Origin of the sequence: Terrisphaera buseokensis, from assembly GCF_047521145.2 — a bacterium.
Taxonomy (GTDB): domain Bacteria; phylum Verrucomicrobiota; class Verrucomicrobiia; order Opitutales; family Opitutaceae; genus ER46.
The window spans coordinates 6,445,486-6,459,830 of record NZ_CM134186.1 but is presented as its reverse complement, the minus strand read 5'-3'; the positions used below and the strand labels follow the sequence as shown (position 1 = coordinate 6,459,830).

At 66.4% G+C, this 14,345-nt stretch carries 10 protein-coding genes; 8 read left to right on the top strand and 2 right to left on the bottom strand.

Annotation, left to right across the window (positions count from 1 at the left end; all coding sequences use genetic code 11):
- Window positions 1-12: 12 nt before the first annotated feature.
- Both ACLJEU_RS24305 and ACLJEU_RS24300 read right to left on the bottom strand, forming a co-directional pair.
- Window positions 13-297, bottom strand: a complete 285-nt coding sequence (locus tag ACLJEU_RS24305; RefSeq protein WP_414661416.1) for a hypothetical protein — start codon at window positions 295-297, stop codon at window positions 13-15.
- Between the two features lie 358 nt (window positions 298-655).
- Window positions 656-1,717, bottom strand: coding sequence for an IS110 family RNA-guided transposase (locus ACLJEU_RS24300; protein WP_457795312.1), 1,062 nt, complete (start codon window positions 1,715-1,717; stop codon window positions 656-658).
- A 193-nt stretch (window positions 1,718-1,910) separates the two neighbouring features.
- Here ACLJEU_RS24300 and ACLJEU_RS24295 point away from each other — a divergent pair, with 193 nt between their 5' ends.
- The 8 genes from ACLJEU_RS24295 to ACLJEU_RS24260 all read left to right on the top strand — a co-directional run bounded on the left by ACLJEU_RS24295 (window position 1,911) and on the right by ACLJEU_RS24260 (window position 14,301).
- Window positions 1,911-2,648, top strand: coding sequence for a carbohydrate-binding family 9-like protein (locus tag ACLJEU_RS24295; RefSeq protein ID WP_414663925.1), 738 nt, complete (start codon window positions 1,911-1,913; stop codon window positions 2,646-2,648).
- Window positions 2,649-2,762: 114 nt separating this feature from the next.
- The gene (locus ACLJEU_RS24290; RefSeq protein ID WP_414663926.1) at window positions 2,763-3,539 is read left to right on the top strand and encodes a glycerophosphodiester phosphodiesterase; all 777 of its coding nucleotides are present in this window, start codon (window positions 2,763-2,765) and stop codon (window positions 3,537-3,539) included.
- A 286-nt stretch (window positions 3,540-3,825) separates the two neighbouring features.
- Entirely contained in the window at window positions 3,826-5,082 is a 1,257-nt protein-coding gene (locus ACLJEU_RS24285; protein ID WP_414663927.1) for a hypothetical protein, read from the top strand.
- The gene (locus ACLJEU_RS24280) at window positions 5,079-7,214 is read left to right on the top strand and encodes a carboxypeptidase regulatory-like domain-containing protein (protein WP_414663928.1); all 2,136 of its coding nucleotides are present in this window, start codon (window positions 5,079-5,081) and stop codon (window positions 7,212-7,214) included. Before ACLJEU_RS24285 ends, ACLJEU_RS24280 begins: the two co-directional genes overlap by 4 nt.
- Before the next feature lie 256 nt (window positions 7,215-7,470).
- Window positions 7,471-9,390 carry a sulfatase-like hydrolase/transferase gene (locus tag ACLJEU_RS24275; RefSeq protein ID WP_414663929.1) on the top strand — a complete coding sequence of 640 codons (1,920 nt, stop codon included), beginning with the start codon at window positions 7,471-7,473 and terminating at the stop codon, window positions 9,388-9,390.
- Window positions 9,391-9,577: 187 nt separating this feature from the next.
- Window positions 9,578-12,589 carry a TonB-dependent receptor plug domain-containing protein gene (locus ACLJEU_RS24270; RefSeq protein ID WP_414663930.1) on the top strand — a complete coding sequence of 1,004 codons (3,012 nt, stop codon included), beginning with the start codon at window positions 9,578-9,580 and terminating at the stop codon, window positions 12,587-12,589.
- Window positions 12,590-12,721: 132 nt separating this feature from the next.
- Entirely contained in the window at window positions 12,722-13,249 is a 528-nt protein-coding gene (locus ACLJEU_RS24265; RefSeq protein WP_457795311.1) for an RNA polymerase sigma factor, read from the top strand.
- On the top strand, window positions 13,246-14,301 hold the full coding sequence (locus ACLJEU_RS24260) for a FecR family protein (protein ID WP_457795310.1): 1,056 nt from the start codon (window positions 13,246-13,248) through the stop codon (window positions 14,299-14,301). The genes ACLJEU_RS24265 and ACLJEU_RS24260 overlap by 4 nt, the downstream gene beginning before the upstream one ends.
- The last annotated feature ends 44 nt before the right edge of the window (window positions 14,302-14,345 follow it).

The window sequence follows — 14,345 nt, the reverse complement described above, 5'->3', positions numbered from 1 at the left end:
CGGCGAGGGCGTTCACTTCAGGTTGACCGCGACGATGAAGATGACGGCCATGAGCGCGGTGGGAATGAATGCGGCGGTAGCGGCCCAGCCGTGCTGATTCGCGCGCATCAGGATGATCCCGGCCACGACGCCCGCGATGCCCAGCAGCGCGAAGCCAGCCATCCAGAAGTTGAGGGTGCGGATCTCGGCGGAGGAGGAGTTGGCGCCCATGCCGAGGCAGAAGACAATCGCGGTCAGGGTGGCCAACACGGTGCAGACCATCGCGGCGACGGCGGCGGCTGGAAGCAGGACTTTCATGGCAGTGCGGAACCAGTGGGACGGCCCCGTGCGAGCGGGTCAACCCGCCGGTCGCGGCGCGCCTGCTGCAACGTGCAACGGCCTTCTCTGAGTGAAAGCAGTCAAGTGGGATTTTGAGAGGTATGGGAAAATTGGATGCTTAGCTTTCTTGGCTTTAGTGTCCCTAGCCGGGGTGCGGGGGCGGCAAAGAGCGCCCCGCGGGAAGATCCCGTGGGTGGAGACCGGCTTTGCGGGTGAAGAAAGAGGAGATTCCGCGATCACACTTCTCTCAGCGGCAGGCACGAGGCCTCCGGCAGGGTAATGAATCAGATCCCCGGCCCTCTATCCTGACCCAAGACGCGCATCACTGAGGATGCCGTCAGTCCGTTATGAGAGTGGCCGGGGAAGTTGGTTTGGCGACGGGGGCGTGCGGGGAGTAGTCTCGTTCCTCGGTGAGCATTTTCCAGGCGATTTTAGCCATGCGGCGGGCGACGATGGTGATGGCGTCGTTGGCGCCTTTGCCACGCAGCCGCTGCTTGCGATAGAAAGAGCCAAAGTAATCGGAGCAGCCCACGGCCACCCAGGCCGCCTCGATGAAGGCCCACTTCAGCCAGCGGTTGCAGAAGGGTAGCATGCGGCCGTGTGCGATCTTGCCGCCGGAGGCGTGGGTAGTCGGGACCAGGCCGGCGTAGGCGCAGAGTTTGTCGGCGGTCTTGAAGCGCTTGACCTGGTCAATCTCCAACGCCACGACCGGAGCCAGGATCTTGCCCACCCCCGGCAGGGTTTGAAGCCGCACCGCCAGCCGATTCGCGGCGTTGTCGGCGACGATCGTCTTCTCCAGCGCGTCGATTTGAGTTTGCAGCAGCGCGTGCAACGCGAGGTCGTCGTCCAGCAACGTGCGATCGGCGGTGGGGAGCGGGGCGCGCTTCATCCACGCTTTGCCCTGGTTGCTGAAGATGTCCTTCACCGCGGGCCGCTCCAATTGCGGGTGCCGGTCGATCACGCAGTGGATGCGATTGCGAATCATCGTGCGCAACCGGGCCAGCCAGAGGCGCTGCCGCAGCGCGTTCTTGCGCTGACGTACGTCGCGGGACGGCACGTGCACTTTCGCGACGAAGTCGCCCCGCAAGAGCGTGGCGAGCGCCTTGGCGTCGATGCGGTCGTTCTTGATCTGCGCGTCCGCGATGATGCGATTCTTCGCCGGATGCGAGAGCACGACCTTCGCCACGCCCGCCGTGTCTTCGAGCAAATCGTAAAGCACACCCCAATTCCAGCAGGCCTCGATCACCACCTCGCTGGGCGTGCCGAGTTTCTTGAAGTAGGCGGCAAAAGCCGTGGACGCGTTGCCGTCGATCCGCGCTTCGTGGAGCTTCTGGCCTTGGGCGTCCAGCGTGCAAGCCACCGAGTAACGTTTGTGATAGTCGATTCCAGTATAGATCATGGCACTTGTCATTGTAGCACCACGCACCTCGCGTCGCGCTATCCCGACTTGCCGCTCATGTTACCTGACCCTTTGAGGACCCCTGCCGTGGTTCGCGGCTGCATTTGTTTGCCGCGCGGCCGGGTTCGCTCCATCAGCGTGATTCGTGCGCACGAACTCACTCCGCCTGGCTCTGAGCTCCGTTCTGATTGGCATGGCGTCGCTGAGCGGCGGCGAGCCGCCGGCGCCGGCGGCCGTTTACCAACCGCCACACTACACCGTGCTGCGCGCCGCCGCGCCGCTGACGATCGACGGCCAGCTCGACGAGGCGGCGTGGTTTGCGGCCCCGCACGTCGGCGATTTTGTGTTCACCTGGTGGAAGGAAGGCCGGAAGGAACAGTCCCGCGTGAAGCTGCTGTGGGACGACGAGTTTCTCTACCTCGGGGCGTGGTGCGAGGACGCGCACATCACGGCCCGACACACCGAGCGCGACGGCAAGATTCCCGAGGATGATTGCTTCGAGCTGATGATCGCGCCGAACGCCGCGCAGCCGAACATCTACTTCAACATCGAGTTCAACGTGCTCGGCGGAATCCTCGACAACTTCCGGCCCGACGGACCGAACAAGCCGCGCGCGCCGAAGTGGGACGCCGAGGGCGTGCGCATCGCCGGCAAGTATGCCGGCACGCTCAACGACGACACCGACGTCGATCGTTCGTGGCAGGTCGAGGTGGCGATTCCGTGGCGGAACTTCGCCGCAGTCGCCGGCCCGATGCCGCCGCGGCCGGGAACGGTGATGCACGCGAACCTGAACCGGCACGGTGGCAAAACGAATCCGCAATACAGCCAGTGGTCGCGCGCCGACACCCCGAAGCCCTCGTTTCACACGCCGGAGCGCTTCGGCCGGTTCACGCTTTCAGGCCAGACCAGTCCGGTCGGCACCGCGCAATAGTCACATCTGATCTCACCCGTGATGCGTTGCGCCTGCCCGGAGTTTTCATGGTGTCCGTGGTCCGCGTGGTTGCGCGGGGCGCGCGTGTTGCTCGCCGTTCTGGGAGCGGGTGTCATGACGTCCCGGGCCGCCGATGCGGTGACGATGCCGGAGCGCGGCATTTGTGCGCATCGCGGGGCGAGCGGCACTCATCCGGAAAACACCGTGCCGGCGTTGGAGGAGGCGGTACGGCTCGGCGCCCAGATGGTGGAGATCGACCTCGCGCTGACCCGCGACGGCGAAATCGTGCTCATGCACGATGCGACCGTGCACCGCACAACCAACGGCAAGGGCCGCGTCATCGAGTTTGATCTCGCAGCGCTCAAGCAGCTCGACGCGGGCGCGTGGAAACATCCGCGCTTTGCGGGTACACGGGTGCCGACGCTCGCCGAGGCGCTGGCGGTGCTGCCGCGGAACGTGTGGATCAATCTCGATGTGAAGGCCGACGCCCGCTTCGGCGATCGGCCGGCCGACGTCGTGCGCCGCGTCGCTGAACTCGTGGTCGCGACCGGCCGGCAGCACCAGACGTTTCTTGCGGCGCGGGCCGAGGTGGCGGCGATCGCGCGCGCGACGTTTCCCGGTATCCGCATTTGCAGTATGGACCGGACGAAGGATCCCGCGGAGTACGTCCGCGATGCCGTCGCGCGCCGCGTCGACTTCATCCAGCTGCGCGACTGCGCCCAGGATGCCCGGCTGCCGGCGTGGATTGCCGCGCTGAAAACCGCGGGCGTGCGCATCAACTATTATTATACGGACGAACCGGGCGAGGCGGCGCGGCTGTTGCAGGCCGGCGTGGACTTCGTGCTCGTCAATCAGGTGGAGTCCGTCCGGGCGCAGGTCTTGCCGCGTTAACGCTGCGGCGGCGCGCGGATGGCGTCGTGGGAGCGCAGGCGTCCCGCCTGCCGGATTCCAATGCAGGCGGGACGCCTGCGCTCCCGGGGCTGCCCGGGGCTCCGTGCGAAAATTAGTAACTGAATGGTGCAAAGATCACCGTCGTGGCCTTGCTTCCGCGCGAATCGTTCCCATCAATTCCCCCGCTTTCGGCCTTCGTCGTCACGCCTGTCCCGACCCAGATTCTCATCCGGTTTCCTGCATGAACGTGGTTTTGCCGCTCTGGAATTCTCTTTTCCGCCGCCCGGTGCTCGCACGTTGCGTCGTGGGTGGATTGTGTGCCGCCGCCGTTCCATCCGCCCGGTTGGAAGCGGCGGAGGCGGTGCGGGTGACGGTCGTGGGCACGCACGGGCAGGCGTTCGGCTTCCCCGCGGCCTGGCAGGAGGTGTTGGCGCAGGCGGCCGGCGTGTCCTGCCTCGTGACGGTCGAGCGCCGCGACGCCGCGCGTGGGCTCGGACTGGAGTCGCTGCGGTCGGCGCAGGCGGCCGTGTTTGAAGTCGGGCCCGGTGAGCTGGAGGCCGGCGCGATGACGCTGTTGCGCGAGTTTTTAAGTGCGGGAAAAGGCTGCGTCATTCTGGGCGCCACGCGGGAAGCGTGGGCGGCGCTGCCCGGCTTCAGTGAGGAAACCCTGGGGGCCGAACCCGGCGCGCCGTTCGCGGCCGGGGCGCCGATGACGGTGATCAATCTCTTTCCCCATCCGATTTTCGCGGGCGTGACGCGTTTCGAAACGGCGCAGGCAATGCCGGGGTACGCGAAACTCGCGGACGACGCGCAGATGATCATGGAGGGAACGGTCGGTGAGGCCACGACGCCGCTGGCGTGGGTGCGAAGGCGGCCGGCGGGGCGAATCGTTCACCTGGTGCCAGTCGGTCCCGACGTGGCGCGCGATCCCGCTTATCAGCGCATCGTGGCGAATGCCGTGCTGTGGACGTTGAACCGGCCGATCGCCGACGCGCAGGCGGGCGTGCAACGAACGTTCATGCCCGAGGCTCACCCGGGTGCGATCGCGCTCACGTTGCCCAACGGTCCGGGCGTCTGCCTCGATCCCGTGCGGGGCGGGATCAATTACATCTGGGACGGCGATTTCGTCGACCTGCGCCCGCGCTGGCTGACGAAGCAGGGCGAACCGGCGCGGATCTTCGGCGAGATTTTTTACCGCGAGAAAGCCTGGCAGCCCTTGCGGTCAGGCTCGCCGACGAGCGCGCCGGATTTTCATTTTCGCGGCTACACGCTGCAGGCGGGCCTGCCGGAATTTCACTATGTGATCGACGGCCGTGACGTCTTCGAGACGATCAGCGCGGCGCCGCAGGGCACGGGCATCGTGCGTCGTTTCCGCGTCGGGCCCGGGGCGCGGCCGCTGTGGGTGAATCTCGAACCGCAGGCCAGCGCGGACGTCGATGTGCGCGGCCTGGAGCGCGACGGGGCGGCCGGATGTTTCCCCGGCAACGGCGCGGGCGAATTTTCGATCGAGATCCGACGCAAAGCAGGAGGAGCCAGCCGATGAACCGACATGGTGTGATCGCGAAAGTGGGGCGGGTGGTGGTGGCGGGCGGACTGATCTTCCTCGGCCTTTGGGCGAACGCGTTCGCCGCGACGCCGCCGACCGCCCGGGTGTCGGGCCAGGTGCGGAAGGCCGACTCGGATGCGCCGGTGGCGCGGGCGCAGGTGCGGATCGAGGGACCGACGCTGGTCAGCCGCGAGAACAGCCAGATCATCCAGAAGGTGAAGGGCGACGGCCGCTACCAGTTGGACGTGCCGCCCGGAAGCTACGAGTTGTGGGCGAGCGCGCCGGATTTTGAGGAGACGAAGGTGCGGCTCGACCTCGCGGCCGGCGCGGTCGTCGCGCGCGATCTCGAGCTGCGTCCGCTGCAGAAATCGCCCTATCGCGTCGAGACGCTGAAACTGCCGCAGCAGATGATTGGCGAGGTCTCGGGCGTGGCCTTCACGCCGAAGGGCAGCCTCGTCGTGACGAACCGCCGCGGCGACGTATGGATTCGTGGATACGCCGACGGGCGCTGGCGGCGGTTTGCGTCGGGGATCTACGAAGGCTTCGGTGTCGTGGCGGTGGACGAAGCGGACATCATCGCGGTCCAGCGGCCCGAGGTCACGCGGTTGCGCGACACCAACGGCGACGGCGTGGCGGATGTTTACGAGACGCTGGCGGACGACTGGGGCATCACCGGCAGCTATCACGAATTCACCTACGGCCTGGCGCGCGACCGCGCGGGCAACATCTACTTCTCCTCCGGACTGTGTTCATTCGGGCGCGGCGTGGAACTGCCCTGGGTGCGCGGGCCGCTGCAGACGGCGCAGTTCATGCCGTGGACCGGCACGGGGCCGGTGCCGGACGGGCACCGGTCGGTGGCGCAGAATCAGGGTTGGGCGTTTCAGCTCTCGCCGGCGGGCAAGCTGACTCCGTTTGCGTCGGGCTTTCGCCAGCCGCTGGGCGTGGGCGTGAGTCCGCAGGACGAGTTGTTCATCAGCGATTGTCCCGGCGCATGGGTGCCGACGTCCACGCTCACGCACGTGGAGCGCGATGCGTTTTACGGTCATCCTGACAGCCTCAAGTGGCATCCGGAGCACCGGAACCGCACGATGACCCACGCGGAGATCACGGCGCTGCGGCGGCCGCCGAGCATTTATCTGCCGCGCGGGTTGATGGGCACGTCGCCCGGCCAGCCCGTGTGGGATTTGTCCCAGGGAAAGTTCGGACCGTTTGCGGGCCAGGTGTTCCTTGCGGACGTATCGGCGTTGCTGATGCGCGTCGACCTCGAGAAGGTCGCCGGTGCGTACCAGGGAGCCGCGTTTCCCTTTTTGCGCGGCCAGGGGCTGCGGCTCGGCGGCATGCACAACGCGTTCGGGCCCGATGGCGCGCTGTACATCGCGCAGACGGTGCGCGGCTGGATGTCGACCGAGGGCAACGAAGGCATCCAGCGCGTGGTGTGGAGCGGCGAAACGCCGGTGGAGATTCAGACGCTGCGGCTGACCGACACCGGCTTCGCGCTGCGCTTCACGGAGGCGATGGCGGCGGGCGCGGGCGACGCGCGGCACTATCAGGTGCGCCGGTTTCAGTATAACCATCATCCCCAGGACGGTTCGCTGCGCATCAATCAAGTCGACGTCCCGATTGCGGCGGCGCGGTTGCAACCGGACGGACGCAGCCTCGATCTCGATCTGGTCGAGCTGCAGCCCGGGTTCATCTACGAGTTCGTGGTGGGCCGCGAGGTGCTGAGCCGCGGGGGGCAGGCGATCTTGAATCCGACGGGCTATTACACGCTGAACCGGTTGCGTTCGGGCGAGACCCGCGCGGGTCCGTCGCGGTTGGTGGCGAAGGCCGCCGAGCCGTTGCGCGCGGGTGATGCGGCACGCGGCGCGGAGGTGTATCGGTTGAACTGCCTGGTGTGTCACCAGGCCGATGGCAAAGGATCGGCGCAGGCCGGCACGCCTGATTACACGCGGGCAGGCGGGCCGTTGACGAAGTCCGACGCGGAGTTGATCGCCGTCATCACGCACGGCAAATTGCCGACGCCGCCCGCGGTGCTGCCGATGCCGCCGTGGGGCAATGTGCTGCCGCCGCAGGCGATCCACGACGTACTGGCATACGTGCGACAGGCGTTCCAGCCGTCGTCGCGCTGAACGAGCGACCGGTCAGCGAGTGCATCGGGTCAAGCTGGAGGGGCGTGGTATGCGGCGATCGCTGCGCGCCGGGTTCAGCGGATGCGGTGCGGCCACTCGCTGGCGCTCGTAGCCACGTGTCGGCGGCAAACCGCGCGGTCGGTGTGGACTCGTGCCGCGGCGGCTCGCGCGGACTCGGTCGGTGAGGGCACGGCGAGCGATTCCGTTTACAAACGACGATTCAGTCTTCATCGAGGAGAGGTCCCCGTTTTTACCCATGCGTCTTCTTCCGCTCGTTGCCCTGCTTCTCCTGGTTCGGCTCGCGTTCGCCGCGTCGGCGCCGCGGCCGAACATCCTTTGGATCTCCAGCGAAGATCACGGCCCGCAGCTGGGTTGTTATGGGGACACCTACGCGACCACGCCGAACATCGACAAGTTTGCGACGCGCGCCCTGCGTTACACGCACGCGTGGGCGGCGGCCCCGGTGTGCGCGCCGACGCGCACCACGATCATCTCCGGCCTGCACGGCCCGTCGTCGGGCGGCGACCACATGCGCAGCCTGGTGGCTTATCCGGCCGGGCAGAAGATGTTCCCCCAGCTCCTCCGCGAGGCGGGTTACTACACCGCCAATCACGTCAAGGAGGACTACAACCTGGCGAAGACCGCCGCCGTGTGGAATGACTCGTCCGGCCAGGCGCACTGGAGAAAGCGTCCGGCCGGCCAGCCCTTTTTCGCGGTCTTCAACTCCACCAAGAGCCACGAGAGTCAGATCATCAAGTCGGGGCCGGGCGCGAAACCGATCCACGATCCCGCCAAGGTCCGCGTTCCCGCTTATCATCCCGACACCCCCGAGGTCCGGCGCGACTGGGCGTTCTATTATGACAGCGTGACCGAGGCGGACGCCGACGCTGGCGTCGTACTGGCTCAACTCGAGGTGGACGGTCTCGCCGACGACACGATTGTGTTCTACTGGGCCGATCACGGTTCGGGCATGCCGCGCAGCAAGCGCTGGCCGTCGAATTCCGGGCTGCACGTGCCGCTGCTCGTGCACATTCCGGAGAAATTCAAGGACCTCCGGCCGGCCGATTATCGCGCGGGTGGCACCACGGATCGTCTCGTGAGCTTTGCGGATTTTGCGCCCACGATGTGCAGCCTCGCCGGGATTCAGCCACCCGAATGGATGCAGGGTTATGCGTTCCTCGGCCGGTTCATCGCTCCGGCCCAACCCTATGTCTACGGCTTTCGCGGTCGGATGGATGAACGGTACGATCTCGTCCGGAGCGTCACCGACGGCCGCTATGTTTACCTGCGCAATTACCTCCCGCACCTGTCGCAGGGGCAGCATGTGTCGACGCAGTTCAAGACGCCGACGACCGCGGTCTGGAAGCAGCGCTTCGATGAAGGGAAGGCGACCGCGGCGCAGCGCATTTTCTGGCAGACGCCCAAGGCCCCGGAGGAGCTCTACGATCTGCAGAGCGATCGCGACGAGGTGAACAATCTCGCCGGTTCACCCGCGCACCAGGCCGTGCTCGAAAAACTCCGCGCGGCCCAGCAGGCGCACTCCCGTCGCATTCGCGATCTCGGTTTCATTCCCGAGGGCGAGCGGCTGACGCGTGCGGGCACGCTGGCACCCTACGATTTCGGGCACGACGCGGCGAAGTATCCGTACGAGCGCGTGGCGGCCGCGGCCGAGCTGGCGTCGGGACTCAAACCTGAAGCCACCCCGGCGCTCCTCCAACTTCTGACCGACTCCGACAGCGCCGTCCGCTATTGGGGTGCGCTCGGCCTGCTGATGCGGGCGCCCGGGTCCTTCGCTCCTGCGCGCGCCGCGTTGCGCACCGCGCTGGCCGACACCTCGCCGTATGTGCGGATCGCGGCGGCTGAAACACTCGCGCGCTTTGGCGACGCCGCGGATCGCGGGCTGGCGCTGCCGGTGCTGGTCACGCTCGCGGATTGGGGCCGGCACGATGTCTTTACCGCGCTCGCGTCGCTCCATGCGCTCGACGCCATCGGTCCCCAGATCGAGTCGGTCCGCGCTGGTGTGCTTGCGCTGCCTGCCGACGGCCCCGTGCCAGACAGCCGTTACGCGCCGTACATCCCGCGCATCCTCGGCGACCTCCGGGCAAGTCTGGGTGCCGGACCGGCCGCTGAACCCGCGGCCAAGCGGGCCAAGAACAAGAAGAAGACGGGAGAGTAACGGCGCTCGCCAGGTGAGCGCACGTGTCCGCCGGGAGCGCAGGCGTCTCGCCTGCGCTCCCGGTGAACGGCTTCACCAACTTTCCCTTTGCAGAGTGGAAAGGGATCGGTCTTTACCTTCGGTCAACCCGAAGTGCGGTGTGGACACTGACTGGTCCTCGCCTGCGTCGAAACTACCCCCTGACACCATGAATCGCTCCCTGTCCGCTGCCGCGGCCCTGGTGGCGGTCGCGCTTTCGCTCGCGACCGCACCGTTTGCCTCCGCCCAATCGCTTGCGCCTTCGCCCACGCCGGCGCAGGTCGCCAAGTACGACAAGAACAAGGACGGCAAACTCGATGCCGCCGAGCTCGCGGTCCTTCGCGCCGACGAGGCGAAGGCCGGGCCGAAGGACGAGGCGATCACGCTTTCGGTGTTCGAGGTGAAGTCTGATCCGACGGACACCTACGAGGCCACCAATACGAACTCCGTCACCGGCACCAACACCGCGCTCAACAAGACCCCGCTCGATGCGAAGGTCTTCAACCGGCAGATGCTCGATGACATGGGCGTCGTCGACATGACGGACATGCTGTGGAAGGTCGGCGGCCTCGGCGCCGCTCTCATCGGCAATGGCAACGAGGACGTGCGCGGCACCGTCGAGGGCGACCGCCAGGATCCGAAGAGCATGTCGATGCGCGGCCTGCAGATTAACAATCCGCGCCGCGACGGCTTTCTCCGTTCCGATACGACGCTGCTCGACACGTTCGACATCGATCGCGTGGAGGCGATCGGCGGCTCGAATTCCCTGCTGTTCGGCTCCGGCGACGCCGGTGGCGTCATCACCTCCGCCTCGAAGCGCGCCTACCTGAACCGCCGCCCGACGATGACCGTCGCGGCCACGGGCGACTCCGAGGGCACGCGCCGTTACACGGTCGATGCGCAGGCCGGCTTCAAATATTTCGCCCTCCGGGTGAACGGCGTGCGCGACGACACGAATTATTTTCGTCCCGGCCTGAAGCGTCACGCCGAAGGCTATCACGTCACCGCCACCGTGCAGCCGTGGAAGCGCCTGCAGATTCGCGGCGAGTACCGCTACTACAATCGCGACACCATCTTCGCCCAGGCCGTCACCGTGCGCGCGCCGCTCACCTGGCTGTTGCCGAACGGCACCCGCGTCGACAACCAGTCGACCCGTTACCTCGTCGCGTTTCCGGAGATCTCCCAGATCACCGGCGGTGCGTTCGACATCACGAAGGTCGATTCCGCGACGGGTCCGTACACGCGCGACGATTACTACAACAATATCAAGTCGGTCGTGGCCGAGGCCACGCTCGCCGAGGGGCTCGCCATCCAGCTTCGTTACGGTCACGACGACCGCGTCAACGATGCGCCGCGGCCGAGCAGCACGACGGTGTTTGCTCCGGGCGCGACGGGTAATCTCTACGTCGATCCGGTCACGGGCCAGGTCGGCCAGAAGTGGGCATTCAACACCTCCGTGGTGGCGACGCCGTTCTGGACCGGCGCCCGTGGCTATCGCGCCGCGCTCGCGTACCAGAAGGACCTCGGCAAGTGGTTCGGCCGCCACCAGGCCAGCCTGTTTCGCCAGGACATGGAGTCGTGGGTCAACCAGATGACGATGCGCTTTTATGAAACCGATGCCGGCGGAGCCATCATCCAGAACCCGGCCAACATCACCAACGCCGAGTCGGGTCGGACCGTGATGCCCGCGGCGTGGGTTCCCATTTTCCCCGACGCCATCCTGGGCGGAAAGGACTGGCGCGTCAGCACGATCCAGCATCCCAACGGCAAGACCTACAAATTTGCGCCGCAGGTGTACGCCGATGCCGTGCCGAAGACCGCCGGCAATCCCATGGGCGTCTCGGGTACGGTCAACGCCACGACCGGCAATCCGGGCAACACGTCTTACCTGATGGACGACACCACCGAAAAGAGCTGGGGTGCCAGCCTCTTCAGCGAGTGGTGGCGCGGGAAGATCGACACCATGGCGGGCCTCCGCCGCGAGGAAGCCACGGGTCTTCGCAAGCACCTCGGCCTGAAACGCGGTCCCATTTCCTACGACAGCGTGACGCTCGGCACGGTCTTCGACACGCCGATCAAGGATCTGCGCATGTCCTTCAACTATGGATCGAACGGCAAGATCAACTTCGACACCACGCGTGACATCTACAACGAGCCGCTGCCGCCGGGCAAAGGCGTGAGCAAGGACGTTGGCTTCAAGTTCGATCTCTTCGACCGCCGCATTTCCGGCAACGTGAACTATTATCAGTCCGAGGCGCAGAATTTCACCGCGACCTTCGGCAATCGCGACGACGTCGATCCGAACGGCATCAACGGGCGCCACGGTGGTAACGCCTATACGTATAGCAAGAAGTCCGACGGTTTTAATCTCACCCTCTCCGCCCGCCCGACGCGGAACTGGGAAATGCGCATCAACTTTGCCACGGCGAACGGCTCCGAGCGGAGCAACGTCGATCTGCCGCAGTTCTACAACGACCAGTTCAACACCACCACGGTCGGCGGCCAGACCGTCGTCGGCGTGAAGGCCAACGCCAGCGCCTCGGTCGCGCCGTTCCTCGTTCCTTCCAATCCCGCGGATCCGACCTCGGCGCAAGTCCCGCTCTCGATCGCGATGATGAAGGATCCCAACAGTCCCTACTTCGCCCTCATCGATCCGGAAGGCGGGCAGATCGTCAATGCGCAGAACCTCGGCCTGTTCACCGCGGGTGTCGCGACAGGTGTCAATGGCCTGCCCATCACCGATCACCAGCTCGGCTTCGTGTCACCCTCCGGTGGAAACCTCATCGTGCGCCGCGCCGGCGAGGCGACGGTCGGCTATGCCGAGCGCTCCTACAGCTGGGTGAACACGTATCGTTTCTCCGAAGGCCGCCTTCGTGGACTCTCGATGGGCCTCATTACCAGTTATCAGCAGAACTATCGCGGTTACATGTACAATGACGCCGCCGACGGCAACAAGCGGAAGATGTTCCTGTTCCCGAATCGCATGCTGCAGGACATGTTCGCGAGCTACAGCTTCCGAGTGTCCCGCACGATGCGCGCCTCGTTGCAGCTCAACGTGAGCAACCTCCTCGATACGAACCGGGTGTTGTACCTCGTCAACAGCACCAACGGCACGCTGCGCTACGCCCAGTGGTTCAACGCGCCGCGCAAGTTCGCGCTGACCACCCGGCTGACTTACTGAGGCGGGCTCGCCACGTGGCGGCACTCTTCCTTCGACGCCCTCCCCACCGGGAGGGCGCGCATCTGCGGACGGCGATGTTTTCGTGGTGGCCACCCCGGAGGCCCGCGCGTAATCGATTGCCGGAGTCTTCCCATGCCGCCGCAAAATCCCGAGAGCGCCCGCTGGTTCGCGGCTGAAGTGCAGCCGCACGCGCCGGGGCTGCGCGCCTATTTGTGCGGCCAGTTTCCGCGTCTGCCCGATGTGGACGACGTGGTGCAGGAAAGCCTGGTGCGGGTCGTGCGCGCGTGGGAGAACGGGCGGGTGGATTCGCCGCGGGCGCTCCTCTTTGCGACGGCACGGAACCTCGCGCTGGATATCGTGCGACGCCAGCGCGTGATCGCATTCGAACCCATTACGGAAATCACCGACTCGTCCGTCTTCCTGAGTGGCGGCGCCATTCCCGAATCGGTGAGCCGCAACGAGGAAATCGATCTCTTGACCCAGGCCATCCAATCTCTGCCCGACCGTTGCCGACAGGTGTTCACCCTGCGCGTGGCCTATGGCCTGTCGCAGCGGGAAATCGCGACCCGGCTCGGCATCTCGGAAAACACGGTCGAGAAACAGATGGGCAAGGGCATCCGGCGCTGCACGGAGTTTTTTGCGCGGCACGGTCTGCCGTGAACACCGATCCGGGCATGGCTTCTCCCGACGAATCGCGCCGCGATCGGGCGGCTGCCGCCGCGTGGGTGGCGCGGCGTGACCGCGGCCTCTCCGCCGCGGAGCAGGACGATTATCTGCAATGGCTGCGCGACGATCCGCAGCGGGCTGCCCTGGTGGCTCGACATGAAGCCGCGCTGCGGCGGATGCAGGGCCTCGCGGCGTGGCAGCCGGGGATGAGCCCGGAGGCGAATCCGGATCTGTTTGCCCCGCGTCGACGCCGCCGCTGGCTGGGGCTGACGCTGGCCGCGGCGGCCGCGCTCGCGTTGGGATTTTTTGTCGTGCTCCCCGGACCGAAACCCGAACGGAGCGTGCACGTGACCGCGCCCGCGGCGTCGAGCCAGTACCTGCGGATCAACGAGCGCGAGGCGCTGGCCGACGGCACCGTGGTCGAATTGCGCGACGGTTCGCGCATCGAGGTGGCGTTCACCCTGGCCGAGCGGCGGGTGCGGCTCATCGGCGGCGAGGCGCATTTCACCGTGGCGAAGAATCCCGACCGTCCCTTCATCGTCGAAGCCGGCGGGGTGGCCGTGCGCGCGATCGGCACCGCGTTCAACGTCCGCTTCGATGCCGCGGCCGTCGATGTGCTGGTGACCGAGGGACGCGTCCAGGTCGAAACCGCGGCCGACGCTCGTGGGACTGCGGCGACAGGTGCAAGCGTAACGCCGCCGGCGCTGCTGGTCGCGGCGAGCCAGCGCACGGTGGTGTCGCTTACGGCGGTGCCGGTTGGACCCGCGGTGATATCGGTCACGCCGGAGGAGGTGAAGGAGGCCCTCGCGTGGCAGGCACCGCGCCTGCAGTTTCACGAGACGCCGCTCACGCAGGCCGTGGCGGAATTCAACCGGCACAATGCGCGGACACTGGTGCTGGGCGACCCGGCGCTCGGCACGATGTCGATCGGCGGAACGTTTCGCGCCGACAACGTCGAGGGTTTTGTGCGGCTGCTTGAAGTGACCCTGGGCGTGCGCGGCGAAGCGCGGGGCCCGCATCAGATCGTGCTGACCCGCGTTCCATGAACGCATGGATCTGTTGCTGGAGCGCGCGGGCGGGCTGGGTTGAC

Coding starts and splice junctions, on each gene's coding strand:
- ACLJEU_RS24300 (WP_457795312.1), bottom strand. CDS start 1,717: ATGATCTATACTGGAATCGACTATCACAAACGTTACTCGGTGGCTTGC.
- ACLJEU_RS24275 (WP_414663929.1), top strand. CDS start 7,471: ATGCGTCTTCTTCCGCTCGTTGCCCTGCTTCTCCTGGTTCGGCTCGCG.
- ACLJEU_RS24265 (WP_457795311.1), top strand. CDS start 12,722: ATGCCGCCGCAAAATCCCGAGAGCGCCCGCTGGTTCGCGGCTGAAGTG.
- ACLJEU_RS24290 (WP_414663926.1), top strand. CDS start 2,763: ATGACGTCCCGGGCCGCCGATGCGGTGACGATGCCGGAGCGCGGCATT.
- ACLJEU_RS24270 (WP_414663930.1), top strand. CDS start 9,578: ATGAATCGCTCCCTGTCCGCTGCCGCGGCCCTGGTGGCGGTCGCGCTT.
- ACLJEU_RS24305 (WP_414661416.1), bottom strand. CDS start 297: ATGAAAGTCCTGCTTCCAGCCGCCGCCGTCGCCGCGATGGTCTGCACC.
- ACLJEU_RS24280 (WP_414663928.1), top strand. CDS start 5,079: ATGAACCGACATGGTGTGATCGCGAAAGTGGGGCGGGTGGTGGTGGCG.
- ACLJEU_RS24295 (WP_414663925.1), top strand. CDS start 1,911: ATGGCGTCGCTGAGCGGCGGCGAGCCGCCGGCGCCGGCGGCCGTTTAC.